Source organism: Shewanella algae (assembly GCF_009183365.2).
GTDB lineage: Bacteria > Pseudomonadota > Gammaproteobacteria > Enterobacterales > Shewanellaceae > Shewanella > Shewanella algae.
This window is the reverse complement of sequence record NZ_CP068230.1, coordinates 3,991,617-4,010,826: the sequence shown is the minus strand read 5'-3', so window position 1 is coordinate 4,010,826 and position 19,210 is coordinate 3,991,617. Positions and strand designations below refer to the sequence as shown.

Below are 19,210 nucleotides of genomic sequence, written 5' to 3'. Positions count from 1 at the left end.
GGCTACATCATCAAAGATTGCAGCGACTCCTGACTGTTGAAGCGCTTGGTAAAGAAGTCCAGAAACACACTGATATTGGTCGCCAGTTGTCGACGGGAGGAATAGACGCCATAGACCTTGAAGGGTTCTATGGGCCACTCCTGCAGCAGCGGCACCAGGGCGCCGCTGGCCAGCTCGTTCTTGCATACCGAATGGGACAACATGGCGATGCCAAAGTCATCCAGTGCCAGTTGCTTGACCATGATGGCACTGTTCACTCGAGTGCGGCGCCTGAAGCTGGCCATGGTTTTGCGGCTCCCCTTGCCCAGCGGCCAGATGGGGGCCGAGCGTGAGGTACCCAGCAAGATACCATCGTGACGGGCCAGATCTCTTGGGGTTGCCGGCGTTCCTTTGGACTTGAGATAGCCGGGGCCAGCCACCAGAATCGGCTGACGTTCAAACAGGAGCCTGGCGACGAGATCCGAAGGCTGCAGCGGGCCATACTTGATGGCGATATCATAGCCTTCGCCCACCAAGCCCACATCGGCATCGGTAAACTGAACATCCAGTTCGACCCCGGGATAAAGCCGCATAAAGCCGCTGCAGAGATTGGCTATCAACTCTTGGCTGAATGAAACCGGGATTGCAATCCGCAATGAACCGGAAACATCATTATGGGTATTCTCGATTGTGGCCTTTGCCGCTTCCACTTCGTTGCAGATGCTGTCACAGTGTTGATAAAAGAGCGCGCCCACCTGAGTGAGGCTTATTGAGCGGGTATTTCGTTGCAGCAGACGGACCCCAAGCTGTTGTTCCAGTTGGGCGATTTTTCGGCTAATGGTAGACTTTGGCAGGCCGGTTTCACGGGCCGCCTGAGAGAAGCCTTCTGCTCTGACCACTGCTGCAAATAGGAGCATCCCATTCAAATCTGGCATGTTTTTATTACTGTCTCAAAAATGGAACATAGCGTCTAAGGCAGTTTAATGGCATTTGACGGGATAACAAAGGTATATTTATTGGCTAAAAAATTTCAGAGGCTTAGCAGAGGATCGATAGATGACCAGCAAGAAGCAGCCCGCAAACACGACTCAAGCCCAGACTCCGGATCCCCTGTTTCTGCAGGCGGAGCATTTGGCTAAGGATTTTTCGCTGTTCCCAGAGCACAGCAAACAGAGCCTTTCTGAAGAGATAAAGGGTCTGTTGGATGACGATGCCATCCAGAGTAACTTAAAGTCATTGGCGCAGTTGGATGTGGATGGCTATGTTGCCAAAGTTATCCAGCCTACCCAGGACAAGAACCGCCCAGGTGCCAAGCGAATCATTGCCGATCTGAAAGGCAAGATGATCGCCGAGAGCCACAACGGCCCATTCTACAGCGCCGAAATAGAGCTGAACTTTGGTGGTCGTAACCGCCGAATCGGCTTTATCGCCCAGGAGCGCACCACGGCCAACGGTGCCTGGATGCCGGAGCACCACCTGCAGGCCTGTGAGGCGATTCGTCATTTTGCCGAATTGTCCATGCCTATCGTTTACCTGATTGATACCCCCGGAGCCGATGCCGGTGAGGTGGCCAACAGCCACAACCAGGCGCATTCTATTTCCAAGGCGATTGCCGAGAGTGCCAACGTCGATGTGCCGACTCTGGGTATAGTGATTGGCGCCGGCTACTCGGGTGGTGCTATCCCACTGGCGGCGGCCAATATACTGTTGTCGCTGCGTGATGGTATTTTCAACACCATTCAGCCTCAGGGCTTGCAGAGCATCGCCCGCAAGTACAACCTTTCATGGCAGGAGTGTGCCAAGTCTGTGGGCGTGTCCCCGGAAGAGCTCTATACCTCAGGTTGTATCGACGGCATTGTGGATTTCTCTCCTTATGATCGCGACGAGCGTCAGCACAACCTGCGCCGCGCCATCATCAGCGCCATCGAAGCCATTGAACGTGCCGCAGTGCAGTTTGTAAAAGAATCCGATGACCTGCGCGAACACTATGATCGCAGCCTCAAGCGTTTCCTCGAACCTTCCAAGAGCCTCAAGGCATTGGAGTCCAACGCGGAAATGTCGGTTGCCATCAGCCCGACCATGCACCTTAACCTGTTCGGCAGCGCCTACCGTTATCTGCGTTATTTGACTCTGCGTAGCCGTATTCACTCCATCTCCATGGATCAGTATGGTCGCTTGTCCAAGGTGAGTGTGCCCGAAGGGGATCTGTTGGCCCGGATCCAGAAGGAGCAGGAGAAGGTGTTCCAGGCTTGGCTGTCCAGCCCGGATAAGCTGGTTTACGACGAAGAACTCAACAAGCTGTGGAGTAACTTCATCTCCAAGCGTGATGATGTTTCCACCGAGCGTAACATGCTGACCCGTCTGATCCTGGGTGAGCCGAAAGAGAACTACAAGAAGGCCCGTAAGGCGCTGCTGTTCAACATTGGTTGGTCTTTGTATCACCGTTGGAAGAGTAATGCCGCCAACAACTTCAAGGGGCTTATCCACTATCTGGAAACTCTGCCGGCAGAAGTGACTCAGGCGCCTTGGCCTGAACTGAACCAGCTGACAGTACTGGATGTAGTGGTCAATGAAGAGCTGCGTGAAGACTTCATTTGGCAGTGTTACAACATCCTGATCTTTAACGCGCTGTACGACAATGTCGTGGGTAACCTGGCCTCTATCGCCAAGGAAGCCATGATGGCCAAGAGCCTGTCGCGTCAGTCTGTTGATGGCCTGCTGCACAAGTCTATCGACCGGGCGATTTCCACACAGGATACCGCCAACGACAAGAGCAAGTTCTACAAGTGGCTGAAGTACTTCATGTCACAGTCCAACCGTGCCGAACTGCTGACCAAGACAGAGCAGTGGAAGAGCGTGGGCTTCCCACAGCTGAACGATTCGCTGTTCGTTATCCTGACTTACTTCTTCGAGCGTCTGCTGCCGGAATACTTCGACAGCGAAGAGGATAAGGGCAAGTACACAGGTGCCATTAACCCGGTGCGTATCGGTCGTCGTAAGGACTTCTGGAACCGTTTGACCATGGGTTACCAGGATCTGCTGATCCAGAAGGTGCTGCGTGACGAGAAGAAAGCCGGCAATATGACCTGGGAAAATATCATCGCCAAGTTCTTCAAGAACTTCGATGAGATCAATGGCGACAAGATGTCGGCCAACCTGCTCAACTTCCCGGGCTTCCGTCTCTCTATTGAAGATGCACTCGACAAGGGCATTCGCCCCTGTGGTTTGATCACGGGTCTGGCGGACTTTGAACATGGCGGCAAGGCGCTGCGTGTCGGGGTTGCTGTATCCAACACCGCCTTCCAGGCCGGTGCCTTCGATATGGCCAGTGCCGAGAAGTTCTCTGCGCTGCTTATTGAGTGTGCCAAGCGCAGGCTGCCGGTGATCTGCTTTATCAGCTCCGGCGGTATGCAGACCAAAGAGGGGGCTGCTGCGCTGTTCTCCATGGCCGTGGTGAACGACCGTATTACCCGTTTCGTGCGTGACAACGAATTGCCTGTGCTGATGTTCGGTTTCGGTGACTGTACCGGTGGAGCCCAGGCATCCTTCGTGACTCACCCTCTGGTGCAGACTTATTATCTGTCCGGTACCAATATGCCGTTTGCCGGTCAGATGGTGGTACCAGCTTACCTGCCATCCACTTCGACTCTGTCCAACTACCTGTCCAAGGTGCCCGGGGCGATGAATGGCCTGGTCAACAACCCATTCAGCACTCAGCTCGATGAACAGCTCAAGAGCATAGATCCTCTGATGCCTATGCCAAGCGCCGAGATAAGTGATGTGCTGACCAATGCTCTGTCGACCCTGGTGGTTGAAGTTGAAGAGGTCAGTGAGGAGATAGTACAGGACGATCCTCGTGCCCTGATGAAGCCTATCGACAAGGTGCTGGTACATGCCCGAGGCTGTACTGCGGTGAAACTGATCCGCAAGGCCCACGACAATGGCATTAATGTGGTACTGGTGGCGTCCGATCCTGATATGACTTCGGTTCCCGCCGACATGCTCAAGGAAAACGACAAGCTGGTTTGTCTCGGCGGTAACACTTCCGACGAGTCCTACCTGAACGCTTACTCAGTGTTGAAAGTGGCCGAGTATGAGCAGGTAGACGCACTGCACCCAGGTATCGGCTTCCTGTCGGAAAGCCCACAGTTCGCCGCCCTGTGTGTGAACAACGGCGTGAACTTTGTTGGCCCAAGTGTGCACTCGATGACAACCATGGGTAACAAGTCCAACGCCATCAAGACCTCTCAGGCGCAGAATGTGCCCGTGGTACCAGGCTCTCACGGTATTCTGACCAACGCCGAGCAAGCGGTTAACGTGGCCAACGAAATCGGCTACCCAGTGCTGCTCAAAGCGGTACAAGGTGGTGGCGGTAAGGGTATCCAAGTGGTTAAGCGCCCCGAGGATATGATTGGCCTGTTCCAGAAAACCTCCACCGAAGCGGCTGCCGCCTTTGGTAATGGTGACCTGTACCTGGAAAAATATGTGACTTCACTGCGTCACATCGAAGTCCAGTTGCTGCGTGACAAGTTCGGCAACACCAAGGTACTGGGTCTGCGTGACTGCTCGGTGCAGCGTAACAACCAGAAGGTGATTGAAGAGTCCGGTTCCACCATGCTGCCTGAAGAACTCAAGCAGAGAGTGATGGAATACACCCGTGCTCTGGGTGATGCCACCGACTATATGGGCGCAGGTACCGTTGAGTTCATCTATAACCTGGATGCCAACGAAGTCTACTTCATGGAGATGAATACCCGTCTGCAGGTAGAGCACCCGGTAACCGAAGCGACTTCCGGTATTGATATCGTCAGCGCGCAATTCGATGTGGCAGCCGGTCGCTCCATTGAAGATCTGCAGCCGCAGGAAATTGGCTATGCGATGGAAGTGCGGGTGACAGCCGAGAAGGCTGCTCTGGATAGCCAGGGCATACTGCAGCTGGTGCCAAACCCGGGGCTTATCACTGAGTGCGTGATGCCCGAGCGCGATGATGTGGAAATCATCTCTATCGCGGCCGATGGCAAAGAAGTGTCGCCATACTACGACAGCCTGATTGCCCAGATCATCATCCGCGGTGAAAGCCGGGACGATGTGATTGCCAAGATGTATGACTATCTGGATCAGGTGGTCATCAAGGGGATCGCCACCAACATCCCGCTGCTGAAGCGGATCCTGGCCGACGAGACCTTCCGTGAAGGCGTGTATGACACCAACTATCTGCCGCGCCTGATGGCCGAGCTGGATATCCCAGCCCTGATCGCCGAAATGGAAGCCGCCGCCGAAACTCAAGGTGTGGATACCGAATCGCTGCGTGTGGGTGAGTCCAACGAGCTCAAGGTGTTGGCTCAGGGCGCGGGTATCTTCTATACCTCTCCGGCGCCGGGCGAAGCCGACTTCGTCAAGGAAGGCGACATAGTGACTGTCGATCAAACGCTGGCACTGACCGAAGCGATGAAGATGTTCTCTCAGGTGACACTGGCAGGCTTCAACCGCAAGGGTGCCGAGCTGTATCCAGAGGATAAGAAATACCGCATTGAGCGGATCCTCAACAGCAATGGCCAACAGGTCTCTCAAGGCGATCTGCTGTTTGTGGTCTCCCCTGTGGAAGACTGAGGCTGCTGATTGTCAGTAACCCGAAAAGACCCGCCATGTGTGGGTCTTTTGTTTCTTAACGGTTGGATTCAATTTCAGATGGCGCAGCATATGACCAGAAGCTGATGTTTTTGAACTAATATTGAATGTATCCTGAATCGCCGGAGCTTACAGATTGCTGAGATATTTGTGGCCCATATTGTTTGGCAGCCTTTTACTGGCAACGGCCGCAGTCAATGCAGTCACGATTCCCTATTGTGTCGACCCCGACTGGATGCCCTATGAAGGCATAGACCAAGGCAAGCACGTGGGGATCTCTTCCGGCTTTCTTGAGCTTATCGATCAGCAGACAGATTGGCAGTTTCAGCTGGTGCCCACTGAAAGCTGGCAACAGACATTAGCCTACTTGAAGCAGCAACGCTGTGTATTCACCCCCATGCTCAACTACACTCCCAGGCGCGCTGAGTTCTTATATTTCAGCGATATTTATAGCCGTTCTCCCAATGTGTTGGTTTCCCGCCGCGAGCAACCCTTTCTGCAAAGTATGGAACAGGTCGGTGATAGAAGCCTGGCGATCCCCAGAGGCTACCGCTTGCTGGATTATGTGCGCCAGAACTATCCCAAAATCCGCATTATTCTGGCCGAGACAGAGCAGCAGGGATTGGAGATGGTCTCCAGCGGTGAGGCGGATCTGTTTATCGGCTCTATGTATTCCATCAATGCCCGCATTCAGCAGAGTGGGTTGTTCAATCTCAAAATCGCCGGTTGGGCCGGGCCAGAGGATCAGTTCCGGATGGCGGTAACAGAGAATGCCAAATGGATGTTACCCGAGCTCAATCATTTACTGGCGCAGATTTCCGATGAACACAGGGCCAGGCTGTACCGGCAGTGGAGCAATATGGCGGTGCTGGAACAGACAGATTACCGAATGTTCTGGCAGTTGTTGGCGGTGGCAACATTGATCTTCGGTGCCTTGCTGGCACGTAACCGCTGGATTAGTAAATACAACCGCGAGTTGACAGCCAAGAATCAACAACTGGAACAATTGCGCAATCAGTTGCTGGAAACCAACAGAGAACTGGAGTTCATTTCGACCCATGATCCTTTGACCAAGTTATATAACCGTCACTATTTCCACCGACACTTCGCCGCCGAACACCGCAGTAACTCGGCGCAAGGGCACACGTCGCTGATAGTAATAGACATAGATTTTTTTAAAGAGATCAATGATCGTCATGGCCACAGTGTGGGAGATTCGATTCTCAGCGAACTGGCGGCTCTGCTCAAAGATGGGGCCCGTGAACAGGATCTGGTGGCACGCTGGGGTGGTGAGGAGTTTATGATCATCTGCCCGGATACCGACTGTGTACAGGCGGGGCGTTTATGTGAACGCCTGGCACTGGCGATGAAGGTTTATCCCTTTTCAGCCGGTGTTAGCCTGAGTTGCAGTTTTGGACTGACAGAACTTAAAGCCGGTGAATCGATCTGGAGTGCATTTGACCGGGCGGATTTGGCCTTGTACCGGGCCAAGTCGGAAGGTCGCAATAGGATCTGCTGCGATCCCGAATCCGATCGAGCCGATAAAATTAGCTCAAATTCGTCAGCTTAGCGCTGTAGCGGCGCTTTTATACAATCAATTTCTGCATTAATCGCTCGAATATAGAAAATATTGAATTTCAACATATTGAATTTAATGAATTTTATTTTTGTTGCCCGTCTGTGATGACAAACTGGTGAAAATTGAAACTGCTGATTGCAGCCTATAGGGGTTTCGGTGTTATAATACGCGCCTTATTTATGGGGTTCCGTCTGTCGCAGCTTTGAAGTGGCATACTCCGTCTCCTATTAACTAATCATTTGAAGTTGAATCATGACTGACTTATCAAAATACAGAAACATTGGTATTTTTGCTCACGTTGACGCGGGTAAAACCACTACCACAGAACGTATCCTGAAACTGACCGGCAAAATCCACAAGATGGGTGACAGCCATGACGGTACCACCACTACTGACTTCATGGAGCAGGAAGCTGAGCGCGGTATTACCATTCAGTCTGCTGCGGTAAGTTGCTTCTGGAAAGATCACCGCTTCAACATCATCGATACCCCCGGACACGTTGACTTCACCGTTGAAGTATATCGTTCTCTGAAAGTTCTGGACGGCGGTGTTGGTGTATTCTGTGGTTCCGGCGGTGTTGAGCCTCAGTCCGAAACCAACTGGCGCTATGCTAACGAATCTGAAGTTGCCCGTATCATCTTCGTAAACAAGCTGGACCGTATGGGTGCCGACTTCCTGCGTGTTGTTGGTCAAATCAAGCGCGTTCTGGCTGCGACACCACTGGTTATGACTCTGCCTATCGGTATCGAAGACGAGTTCAAGGGTGTTGTTGACGTACTGAACCGCAAAGCCTATGTATGGGATGAGTCTGGTCTGCCAGAAAACTACTCTGTAGAAGAAGTTCCAGAAGACATGGTTGATCTGGTTGAAGAATACCGTGAGCAACTGATCGAGACTGCCGTTGAGCAGGACGACGACCTGATGGAAGCCTACATGGAAGGTGAAGAGCCTTCTATCGAAGACCTGAAGCGTTGTATCCGTAAAGGTACCATCAACCTGTCATTCTTCCCCACATACTGTGGTTCTGCTTACCGTAACAAGGGTATGCAGCTGGTTCTGGATGCAGTTGTTGACTACCTGCCATCTCCAACTGAAGTTGAGCCTCAGCCTCTGACTGACCCAGAAACTGGTGAAGAAACCGGTGAAGTCGCTACTGTATCTGCCGATGAGCCACTGCGCGCTCTGGCGTTCAAGATCATGGATGACCGTTTCGGTGCCCTGACCTTTATCCGTGTCTACTCTGGTAAGCTGAAGAAAGGTGACACTATCCTGAACTCTGCTACCGGTAAGACAGAGCGTATCGGCCGTATGGTTGAGATGCACGCTAACGATCGTAAAGAGATCGATTCTGCTCAAGCCGGTGACATCATCGCTGTTGTAGGTATGAAGAACGTTCAGACTGGTCACACTCTGTGTGATCCTAAGCACGAATGTACTCTTGAGCCTATGATCTTCCCTGAGCCAGTGATCTCTATCGCTGTAACTCCTAAGGACAAAGGCGCTTCTGAGAAGCTGGGTGTTGCTCTGGGTAAGATGGTTGCAGAAGATCCATCATTCCAGGTTGAAACCGACCAAGAAACTGGTGAAACCATCCTTAAGGGTATGGGTGAATTGCACCTGGACATCAAAGTAGACATCCTGAAGCGTACTCACGGTGTTGAACTGACTGTTGGTGCTCCACAGGTAGCTTACCGTGAAACCATCACTCAAGCCGTTGAAGACAGCTACACTCACAAGAAGCAGTCTGGTGGTTCTGGCCAGTTCGGTAAGATCGACTACCGCATCCGTCCAGGCGAAGCTGGTAGTGGCTTCAAGTTCACCTCCAGCGTTGTTGGTGGTAACGTACCTCGTGAATTCTGGCCAGCAGTTGAAAGCGGCTTCGAAGACATGATGAACGAAGGTCCTCTGGCTGGCTTCCCTGTACTGGACGTTGAAGTTGAACTGTTCGACGGTGGTTACCACGCAGTTGACTCCTCAGCAATCGCGTTTGAAATCGCTGCCAAGGGTGCATTCCGTCAGTCTATGCCTAAGGCCAAGCCTCAGTTGCTGGAGCCTGTGATGAAGGTTGACGTGTTCACTCCAGACGATCACGTTGGTGACGTTATCGGTGACTTGAACCGTCGTCGCGGTATGATCAAGGATCAGGAAGCTGGTCTGACTGGCGTACGTGTTAAGGCTGACGTGCCACTGGCAGAAATGTTCGGTTACATCGGTCACCTGCGTACCATGACTTCTGGTCGTGGTCAGTTCTCCATGGAGTTTTCTCACTATGCTCCATGTCCTGCCAACGTGGCTGAGACTGTTATCGCAGAAACCAAGGCTCGTAACGCAGCCAAGAAATAAGGATTAATTATCCTGATAAAAACCCGCCTTGATGGCGGGTTTTTTTATGGGCGAATATCTAGTGCCGCGAAGCCAGCAGAATCAAACTTGCATTCAGCTCGGCGGATGCCGATGAATATCAATGGGCAATCGTATGGCAACTGTTTCCGAAAGTGGCATATGTGGCAAAGGAGCTACCTAAGATAAAGGAGATAAAGGAGCTGGGATTGGCAGAGAATTGCCGTGAGGAAGCCACTGCGAATATCAGTAGCTGGGGGAACCGAAATAGGTGAGCAGATAAACAAAAGCCAGCTCGATAAGCTGGCTTTGTGCAGGGCCGATAACGCGTGTTTATCAGTCTTCCAGGTTACCGCAGAAACGGTAGCCCTCGCCGTGGATGGTGGCGATGATTTCCGGTGTATCAGGCACACTTTCGAAGTGCTTACGAATACGACGGATAGTCACGTCAACAGTACGGTCGTGTGGCTTGAGCTCACGGCCGGTCATTTTCATCAGCAGCTCAGCGCGGCTGAGGATCTTGCCTGGGTTTTCCACAAAGTGCAGCATAGCGCGGAATTCGCTACGTGGCAGCTTGTAAGATTCACCCTGTGGGCTCACCAGAGAACGGCTGTTGATTTCCAGGCTCCAACCATTGAAACGATAGTATTCAACGGCAGCCTTTTCTTCAATTTCAGCGCCAGAGCTGTTGACTCGAGTCAGCAGGTTACGGGCACGAATGGTCAGTTCACGAGGGTTGAACGGCTTGGTGATGTAATCATCGGCACCGATCTCCAATCCAAGGATCTTGTCCACTTCGTTGTCACGGCCAGTAAGGAAGATGAGACCGATATTGTTGATTTCGCGCAATTCCCGCGCCAACAGCAAACCATTCTTACCTGGCAGGTTGATATCCATAACCACCAGGTTCACCTTGTTTTCCTGCAAGGCTTTGTGCATCTCTGCGCCATCATTGGCTTCGGTTACCACATAACCTTCTGCCTCGAAAATACTTCTCAGCGTGTTACGGGTAACGGCTTCATCTTCAACGATCAGAATGTGCGGGTTTTGCATGTTATTTACCTAATTAAATCAGTTTATCTAACCATGAGCGCGGGTGACGCTCCGCTATACTCTCTAAAACGCCAACATTCACAGGGTTCACGTAAGTGCTGTTCAAAACTGAAATGAAACGGCAACACACTTCATGATTAGCAAAAAGTATGCTCTCCACCCGGAGAGGCGCGAACTGTACTGTCTAGGATTCCCAGTGGCGGGATTTAGTTCCTGAAAGACATGGAAAATCCAGAAAATGTCATCTTAAAACCAGATTACATTTGGTACAGAGTCGTTATCGATAGAGACTTATGCTGTAGCGTAATGGCGCTAGCCGGGTCACACACTTAACTCTAAGCCTCTGTCGATACAATCCATTGTACTAGGATTGGGCATTTGTTAACAAATGAAATGTTAACAAATTAATGTTTAACTATGATCTATATCACAAGTTTTTGCGTTACCTATTGAAAGATAAGCATTTTGTATTTTGTCTTACTGTGAGCTTGCTCACGGGGCTAGGGGAATGCAAAAGCCTTTGCTAGAATAAATCCGGTTCATTAGAGACAGATACTACAATGGATGCTGCATTTGAAAGTCTCTGGCAGTACTACCAGAGCGCATGCTTTTTATTGACTCAGTCGTTTTCTTCCGCTGTTCCTTTCGCTATTGTCACCGCCCATAATCCCCTTGGGCAAAAACTCACTTCTTGCCAAAACCGCCTTCTCGATCGGCAGCTACAACACGATATTGATAAGCTGGGCATTCCTTACCGGGCGATCATAGGCGCTGCCGATGATCTCAGTCATATGGAAAAAAGCTGGGCTCTGTTTCTGGATAAGGCCGCGGCAATAGAACTGGCATCAAAGTATCGCCAAAATGCCCTTTACTACGTTGATAGTGGGCTCTTGACCTTGGTGCCTTGCCTGAAAGGGGAGCGAGAGGTGGCGCTTGGACAGTTTGCTGCCAGGGCGCGCCTGGTCAGCGAGTTACCCGAGCTCAGTGACGGATGAGTTGAGGAAATTTCATCCTGCGCAAATTAGCATTGACTTCATAAGGACTTTATTGCTAATTTTTTCATCCCTTTCGCGAGAAAGGAACAGAAGAGGTGCGTTAACTAGGTAGTGAGTCAGAGGAGGCCAATTCTCCAATGACGGCTCATGAGGGAGATTAACGCCGAGGTCGGGATGCGTATTGGCTACGCTTCCGGCCGGTTGGTCAGGCTGAATCCTGGCGACTGTCACCTGGTTTTGGTGGAGAGCTTCTGGTGACGATCGCTGTTTCCCTGCTATGGGGTGCGTTATCTCTGCACCAGGCTCTTCGAACGTTATCTGTTCGGAGCTTAACTCATGAAATCTATTCTCGTTATCGACCTTTCCCTGTTACCTGCCTGTGGGGGAATGCGCTGATGTCTCTTGTTGTTGCCAAGTTTGGTGGTACCTCAGTTGCCGATTATCAGGCGATGAATCGCTGTGCCGATATAGTGCTTGGAAACCCGGCCACCCGTCTGGTTGTGGTCAGTGCATCCAGTGGCGTAACCAATCTGTTGGTGGAGCTGTCCCAGGCAGACATGGGGGATGAGCGCCGTCTCAAGCTATTGAAAGAGATAGCCACCATTCAATACGCAATTCTGGATAAACTTGGCAGACCGGCAGATGTTGCCGCGGCGCTGGATGCTTTGCTCAGCCGCATGGCAACGCTCAGTGCGAGGTTATTGCAGGCGCCGAGTCATGCTATGGTCGATGAGATCCTATCTTTGGGCGAACAGTGTTCTTCAGCGCTGTTTGCCGCGGTATTGAGAGAACGTGGTGCCAAGGCCAGCGCCTTTGATGTGCGCCAGGTGATGCGTACCGATAGCCATTTCGGTAAGGCCGAGCCACAAATCGCCGAGTTGAAGCGACTGGCGACAGAGAAATTGCAACCTTTGCTTGAGCAGCAACTGCTGGTGACCCAGGGCTTTATCGGCGCCGATGCCGATGGCCGAACCACTACGCTTGGGCGTGGTGGCAGCGATTATTCTGCGGCCCTTTTGGCTGAGGCGCTGGAAGCCGATGCGGTCGAGATCTGGACCGATGTAGAAGGGATTTACACCACGGATCCCCGACTGGCTCCCAACGCCAGGCCTATCGCAGAAATCAGTTTTAATGAGGCGGCAGAGATGGCTACTTTCGGTGCCAAGGTGTTGCACCCTGCCACCATCTTGCCGGCGGTGCGTCAACAGATCCAGGTGTTTGTCGGCTCCAGTCGGGCACCGGAAAAAGGTGGCACCTGGATCCGTCACCAAGTGGAAGATGAGCCGGTATTCAGGGCCGTTGCGGTGAGACGAGATCAGACCCTACTTAACTTGCACAGTTTGCAGATGTTGCATGCCCAGGGCTTTTTGGCAGAGACCTTTGCCGTGTTGGCGCGGCACAAGATCAGTGTCGATCTCATTACCACCTCAGAGGTGAACGTGTCGCTGACGCTGGACAAAACGGGCTCAGATTCGGCCGGCAAGGGGCTTCTGACCGAAGCCCTGCTGCAGGAATTGTCGCAAAACTGCCGTGTGCGGGTGGAAGATAAGCTGGCTCTGGTGGCCATCATAGGCAACAAGATAGCCACTACTGCCGGGATCTGTCGCCGGGTATTTGAAGTGCTCGAACCCCACAACGTCAGGATGATCTGTCAGGGCGCCAGTCCGCACAATCTTTGTGTCTTGGTGTCGGAAGCCGAAGCCGGTGATGTTGTTGCCGCTTTGCATCGTAACCTGTTTGAAGGGGCTCAGGATGCAGCTTGAACATCTGCCGGTTGGGGAGCTGGCTGCCGGCCAGCCCTTGACCATACCTGTTTATCGCTTCAAAGGTACCAGCGATGCGGCGCCCAGCGTCTATATTCAGGCCAATGTGCATGGCGCCGAGGTGCAGGGCAATGCGGTGATTTTGCAGTTGCTGCAGTACTTCAAGGCTCATCCGCCTCTGGGAGATATCACCCTGGTGCCTCTGGCCAACCCCTTGGGGATTAACCAGAAAAGCGGTGAGTTTACCTTGGGCCGTTTCGATCCCATCACAGGTATCAACTGGAACCGAGCCTATCTGGATCAGGCCGTCCACCTGGATGACTGGTATCTGCAGCATAGTGAGCTGCCGGAGCAAGCACTGTTTGACGCTTTTCGTCGTCTTCTTATTGCCAACTGTGAACAGGCATTGGCCAATCCCTGGGGAGTGACGACCGGGCAGAGATTGGCGCTCAATCTGCAGAAACTGGCGCACGGCGCTGACATAGTGCTGGATCTGCACACCGGCCCCAAGTCCTGTAAACATCTCTATTGCCCCGAGTATGAGCTGTCTGCTGCCGGCTACTTTCATATTCCCTATACCCTGGTGATGCCTAAAGGTTTTGGCGGCGCGATGGATGAAGCGGCCTTCAATCCCTGGTGGCAGCTCAGCGACTATGCCAATAGCCGGGGCAGAGAGCTGAAAGTCGCAGTGTCGGCCTTTACTTTGGAGCTTGGCAGCCAGGAGCGTATCGATCTTGCTGATGCCAGCCGAGATGCGGAAGGCATATTAAGTTATCTGAGCTATAGAGAGGTGATAGCCCAGAGCATACAGCCCGAGGTGATGTCGCGTTTTGCTTGTATGCTGAAAGACTATCGAAAGTTTCACGCACCTATGGCAGGTATGGTGGAGTATCTGGCCGAGCCGGGAGTACCTTTGGCTGCGGGCGCGCCTCTGGTCAATATGCTCAGGCTCGACCGAGTTGATGCCGGCACTGAAGTCACCAGGCTCTCGCTCAATGAGGATGTGATCCCCGTGCTGCATTTTGCCTCGGCGTCTGTGCATCAAGGTACTGAGCTCTACAAGGTGATGACCAACTACTTCACTCTTTCTGGTTAAGTCAAAGCCGGATATGAAATCCTTTTTAGCGTCTACCATTCTGTAACTGGCTGATAATTTGTAATATTTTGTGTCTTTTGTTTCTTGTTTGTATCAATTGGTGTTACAAGAATTAATCCCTTTGTATTAAGGGAGTGTTTTTGAGCATGGAAACATAAAACAACAATAAGCAGTCTTATAGGGAGTAGACAAGTGAAGAGTCAAGTTGCAATAGCCGTTTCAGCAGCGCTGTTATCTATGGCATTCCATTCAGAAGCCGCGCCAGTGAGCGTATCGGATCCATTTATTTCGTCGGATCTGCTTAGTGCGTCCAGCGGCCTCAAAGGACAACAGCAAGGGGTGGGGCAACATAAGTTTGTCAAAGAGCCTGGACTTGCAGAGGGTAAATACACTTATATAGTGCGCCTTAAAGATCCCTCTGTGGCGAATTATGCCGGTGGTATTGTCGGGCTTGAAGCCACCAGTCCACAACGAAGCCAAGGGCTGGCGCCCCAAAAGGCTCCCAAGCTGAATACCGCCAGTGTGGCGGTGAAGTCCTACGTGAAGTATTTGAATGCCAAACAACAGAACTTTTTAATGAGTGCCGCGGCCCAAGGGGTTCAGTTGCAGGCCAAGGCCAGATATCACTATGCCTTTAATGGCCTGGCTGTCACCATGGATCAGCAGCAGGCTGAAGCCCTGTCCAAGTTACCCGAAGTGGCGTTCATTGAGCGGGAAAGCCTCTATTCAATGGATACCGACAGTAGCCAGAGCATGATAGGTTCTCCCAAAGTGTGGGACGGCAGTGCAACAGGGACCCGGGCTATGGGTGAAGGGGTCATAGTCGGGGTGATCGATTCGGGGATCAACAGTGATCATCCATCCTTTGCCGACATTGGGGGAGATGGTTACGACCATACTAACCCCTGGGGGCAGGGGGTCTACGTCGGTGATTGTGCGGCAGAGTTTTCTGACATGTGCAACGACAAGCTAATCGGGGTCAGAAGTTATCCCGAGATTACCGATAGTTATGATGATGAAGAGGTCTTTGGCCCAACACCTCCACCCAAGAATGGTGAGGATTATGGTGGCCATGGTTCTCATACTGCCAGCACTGCGGCGGGCAATATCCTTAAGAATGTCCCCTATGTTGCCGGTGAAGTCGGTGAGGCTCAGGGGGAAGGTATTGAGACCGGGCTCGAATTTACACAGATCTCCGGGGTTGCCCCCCATGCCAACATTGTTGCCTATCAGATCTGCCGTCCGGGCAACAATGGCGATAGATATTCAGGTTGTCCCACATCGGCGATTCTCAAAGCGTTGGATGATGCCATTGCCGACGGTGTGGATGTGATCAACTATTCCATCAGCGGCGGTGGTTTCCCTTGGTCAAGCGCGACAGAGATGAGCTTCCTGGCTGCCCGTAATGCCGGCATCTTCTCAGCCGTATCGGCCGGAAATACCTCTGCCTCGGTTAGCCAAGTTCCCTTTTCTTCACCCAAAAATGCGCCTTGGTATACCTCAGTCGCGGCATCTACCCACAACCGGGAAGTGCGTTCCATTCTGGAGTTCAACGGTGACCAACTGGACTACACTCAGGGAACCGGGCCGGTAATGACTACAGATATCAGTGCACCTTTGGTGTATGCCGGTGACTTGGCAGCTGATAATTTCGAAGGTTGTAACGCCTTTGCCGCCGATGCGTTCAAGGAACAGTTGGCGCTGATTAAGCGCGGCGGTTGTAACTTTGCCGATAAGGTCAATAATGCCAAAGATGCGGGGGCAGTAGGGGTTATCGTCTTTAACAAAGACGGTGAAGGCAACGTCAGAACCAAGATGTCCGGACTGGGCAACACCAGTATCCCTTCTGTTTTCATCGGTAATATTGATGGCTTGGCTGTTGTGGATGCGCTGGCGGCCACGCCAGGGCTGGTGGCCAAAATCAATGCTACTCCATCGGCCGTTGAGCGTCAGGCAGATGTGTTGGGCGACTTCTCTCTACTCGGGCCAAATCGTTACTTCGATGTGATTGCGCCTTCGATTTCAGCACCGGGTGTGGACATCTATGCCGCTTATGCCGATGAGCAGTATGGCCATGAAGTAACAGGGACAGATCCTGCCGATTATACCCTGATGTCCGGTACTTCTATGTCCAGCCCTCATGTGGCGGGCGCCGGGGCGCTGCTGAAGTCGGCTCATCCTGAGTGGACGCCGGATAATATCCGTTCAGCCTTGATGCTGACGGCAACTACGGCCAGCTCTATGACCAAGGCCGATGGCAAGACTACCGCGGATCCGTTTGATGTGGGTGCCGGCCGGATCCGGGTCGATTTGGCCGCCAAGACAGGGCTCATCATGGATGAGTTGGCGGACAATTATGAGTTTGCCAATCCAGAACTCGGTGGTGATCCCAGACGTTTGAATCTTCCCAGCATGTCCACTAGCCAATGTGTTAACAGTTGCAGTTGGACTCGAAAAGTCACGGCGACCAAAGACGGCGTATGGAGCGCTGCCGGGGTGGCGACGACTGAAGGGCTGAAAATAACGGTTTCGCCTGAAAACTTCACTCTGACCAAGGGGCAGTCACAGGTGGTGACTGTCACTGCCGATATCTCAGGGGTGAGCTCAAGTGATTGGGCGTTTGGTAACCTGCTGTTGACCTCGAGCAACCACCCCGATGCGGCTATGCCGGTGGCGGTCAAGGCTTCCCGTGACAACCTGCCGGACAGCTTTACCATCCGGGCAGGACGAGATGCCGATGAGCTGACTTTCAGCCAGCTCAAATCGCTGGATATGACGGGACTGGATGCAGAGGTATCTGCCTTGGCACTGGCCGACAGCTTTGAAGGCGTGCTGAAGCAAGATTCGGATGTTGGTAGCTTCCTGGACGACATTACCGACGGCGTTGCCTACGTTGTTTACAGTGTTGGAGATGGTGCCAAGCTGTTCAATACGGCCATTACTGCCACCAACTCTCCGGATTTGGATCTCTATGTGGCAATAGACAGGGACGGTGACGGGGCGCTGGATGCCCTTGTTGGCCAATCGGCCAGAGCCGGTTCTGATGAATCTGTCAGCATCAGTAATCCAGAAGCCGGTGATTACTATATCTTTGTGCAAAACTATGAGGCCTCAGCCGCCAATGCCGAGGATCCCTTCACCCTGAAAACTTCAGTGGTAGAGGCAGGTCCGGCTCAGGACAACTTTACTCTGACCAAGACGGGTGATAACGAGGACTTCTCACTGAAGTTTGCCTGGAAGGATAATTTTGCCGCCAGCGACCTGGGTTATGCCGTCGTAACTCTGACGTCCAGCGATACCAGCATCGCGGCCAAGAACTTGCCGGTTGCTTTCAGCCGAGTCGTTGATGATGTGCAAATGCCTGCGGCCAGTGTGCTCAGTGGTGAGATGGCCCCCGGACAGCCAGTAACCATGGCTGTAACTATTGCTGCCAATGCTTCCCCGGAGGCTCGGGAATATCAAATCAAGGCCATGGTGCCGGAAGGACATGAAGTCACGGCTATCAGCGACCAAGGAGAACTGGCTCAAGGAGTATTGAGTTGGACTCATGTGATGCAAACCGGCGATCCGGCCAAAACGCTGAGCTTCAAGTTTATCCCGCGTAAACAGGGGCAGGGCAATAAGCTGATATTGAGCAATACCGTAGTCAATGATACCGCCGAGGTGCTGACTCAGGAGTATCTGTTCGATGTTAAAGAAGGGGCCCCTGTTATCAAAGTTGATGCACCGGACCGAGTGGCAGAGCGCAAGAGCTTTGTTATCGATGCGTCTGCCTCGGCCGATCCCAATGGCGATGCTGTCAGCTATCAATGGACTCAGATTGCCGGTGCACCACTGAAGTTTGACAGCTCGGCGGCCAAGCTGGAGCTGACGGCACCTGAAGTGGGAGGCTCTGGCGATTTGCTGACTTTCAATCTGAAGGTGAGTGACTCCAAGGGTAACAGCACCACAGAAACTGTCAGCATAGTGGTCTTTGACTTCGAGCGTGACAGTGGTGGTTCGCTGGGTTGGTTGTCGCTGCTATTGCTGCCTTTGGGGTGGCTGCGCAGGAAATCGAGCTAAGGAAGGTGCGAGCAAGTCCTGTGTGCTCTGCGTTGGCTTACAGGCCTGGATGTAAGGCGTGGTTTGCAGCAAATGGCCATAGTCCTTTGCACCTTCCCTAAGCCTTAAACTGAAAAAGGCTGCCAATTTGGCAGCCTTTTCTTTATCTGTTGTTAAGGTTTTACCGCCCTGACAATTGGATTCTGCAGACTTATCAGGGTCTCGGTAGATTGAATTTCGTCTATCGACTGGATACGGTTAATCAGCACGTGCTGCAGGGCATCTATAGATTGACACATCACTTTGACAAATACGCTGTAGTTGCCTGTGGTGTAGTAGGCCTCTACCACTTCTTCCAACTCATTGAGCTTGGAGATAGCGGCGGGATAGTCACCGGCACTCTTGAGATTGATGCCGATAAAGCAGCAGACATCATAGCCCAGAGCTTTGGGGTTAACCGTTATTTGGGCACCGGTGATAATACCTGCCTGTTTCATCTTTTCGACCCTGACATGAATCGTGCCTGCACTGACGCTGAAGCGTTTGGCCAGCTCGGCAAAAGGAGTTCGTGCATCCTGCATCAGGGCTTCCAGGATCTGATTGTCCAGTTGATCTCTTTGAAATGATGTATCCACAGCATCACGCCTAAATTGCTTATAATCAGGCATGAATCTACGTGTTTTATTGTAAAATTGCCAGTCTTATGGCGACTTTTGGCTCAACATCTATGGTGACG

Annotated in this window: 10 protein-coding genes and 1 riboswitch; of the genes, 7 read left to right on the top strand and 3 right to left on the bottom strand. The window is 52.3% G+C overall.

The genetic code is table 11. The annotated features are described in order from the left end of the window. Nucleotides 1-2: 2 nt before the first annotated feature. Complete coding sequence (locus E1N14_RS17955; RefSeq protein ID WP_025008920.1) at nt 3-914, bottom strand: LysR family transcriptional regulator; 912 nt, start codon at nt 912-914, stop codon at nt 3-5. A 121-nt stretch (nt 915-1,035) separates the two neighbouring features. Between E1N14_RS17955 and E1N14_RS17950 the strand changes: the two genes are divergently transcribed. From E1N14_RS17950 to fusA, 3 genes are all read left to right on the top strand, one after another. Beyond that, the gene (locus E1N14_RS17950) at nt 1,036-5,589 is read left to right on the top strand and encodes an ATP-binding protein (protein WP_044735157.1); all 4,554 of its coding nucleotides are present in this window, start codon (nt 1,036-1,038) and stop codon (nt 5,587-5,589) included. Between the two features lie 154 nt (nt 5,590-5,743). Next, entirely contained in the window at nt 5,744-7,177 is a 1,434-nt protein-coding gene (locus E1N14_RS17945; RefSeq protein ID WP_062793488.1) for a diguanylate cyclase, read from the top strand. Between the two features lie 261 nt (nt 7,178-7,438). Further along, entirely contained in the window at nt 7,439-9,529 is a 2,091-nt protein-coding gene (gene fusA / locus E1N14_RS17940; RefSeq protein ID WP_025008927.1) for an elongation factor G, read from the top strand. Nucleotides 9,530-9,862: 333 nt separating this feature from the next. On the opposite strand, the gene arcA is transcribed toward fusA, so the two are convergent. Continuing rightward, nucleotides 9,863-10,579: a two-component system response regulator ArcA gene (gene arcA / locus E1N14_RS17935; protein WP_025008928.1), complete on the bottom strand. Its 717-nt coding sequence runs from the start codon at nt 10,577-10,579 to the stop codon at nt 9,863-9,865. 560 nt (nt 10,580-11,139) lie between these two features. On the opposite strand from arcA, the gene E1N14_RS17930 reads away from it, so the two are divergent. The 4 genes from E1N14_RS17930 to E1N14_RS22180 all read left to right on the top strand — a co-directional run bounded on the left by E1N14_RS17930 (nt 11,140) and on the right by E1N14_RS22180 (nt 18,495). Next, a complete protein-coding gene (locus E1N14_RS17930; protein ID WP_025008929.1) occupies nt 11,140-11,574 on the top strand; it encodes a DUF3293 domain-containing protein in 435 nt (144 codons plus the stop codon). Nucleotides 11,575-11,656: 82 nt separating this feature from the next. Next, a riboswitch (Lysine riboswitch) is annotated at nt 11,657-11,833 on the top strand. A gap of 136 nt (nt 11,834-11,969) precedes the next feature. Continuing rightward, a complete protein-coding gene (gene lysC / locus E1N14_RS17925; protein ID WP_025008930.1) occupies nt 11,970-13,337 on the top strand; it encodes a lysine-sensitive aspartokinase 3 in 1,368 nt (455 codons plus the stop codon). After that, nucleotides 13,327-14,433 (top strand): succinylglutamate desuccinylase/aspartoacylase family protein, encoded by a 1,107-nt coding sequence (locus tag E1N14_RS17920; protein WP_037474109.1) that lies wholly within the window; start codon nt 13,327-13,329, stop codon nt 14,431-14,433. The genes lysC and E1N14_RS17920 overlap by 11 nt, the downstream gene beginning before the upstream one ends. A 192-nt stretch (nt 14,434-14,625) precedes the next feature. Next, complete coding sequence (locus tag E1N14_RS22180; RefSeq protein ID WP_062793487.1) at nt 14,626-18,495, top strand: S8 family serine peptidase; 3,870 nt, start codon at nt 14,626-14,628, stop codon at nt 18,493-18,495. Between the two features lie 152 nt (nt 18,496-18,647). Here E1N14_RS22180 and asnC read toward each other — a convergent pair whose 3' ends face one another. Beyond that, entirely contained in the window at nt 18,648-19,109 is a 462-nt protein-coding gene (asnC, locus tag E1N14_RS17910) for a transcriptional regulator AsnC (RefSeq protein WP_025888669.1), read from the bottom strand. Nucleotides 19,110-19,210 lie beyond the last annotated feature (101 nt).

What these genes read in the sequence shown, in the direction of transcription:
- E1N14_RS17930 (WP_025008929.1), top strand. Translation starts at nt 11,140, where the DNA reads ATGGATGCTGCATTTGAAAGTCTCTGGCAGTACTACCAGAGCGCATGC.
- arcA (WP_025008928.1), bottom strand. Translation starts at nt 10,579, where the DNA reads ATGCAAAACCCGCACATTCTGATCGTTGAAGATGAAGCCGTTACCCGT.
- E1N14_RS17920 (WP_037474109.1), top strand. Translation starts at nt 13,327, where the DNA reads ATGCAGCTTGAACATCTGCCGGTTGGGGAGCTGGCTGCCGGCCAGCCC.
- E1N14_RS17955 (WP_025008920.1), bottom strand. Translation starts at nt 914, where the DNA reads ATGCCAGATTTGAATGGGATGCTCCTATTTGCAGCAGTGGTCAGAGCA.
- E1N14_RS17950 (WP_044735157.1), top strand. Translation starts at nt 1,036, where the DNA reads ATGACCAGCAAGAAGCAGCCCGCAAACACGACTCAAGCCCAGACTCCG.
- fusA (WP_025008927.1), top strand. Translation starts at nt 7,439, where the DNA reads ATGACTGACTTATCAAAATACAGAAACATTGGTATTTTTGCTCACGTT.
- lysC (WP_025008930.1), top strand. Translation starts at nt 11,970, where the DNA reads ATGTCTCTTGTTGTTGCCAAGTTTGGTGGTACCTCAGTTGCCGATTAT.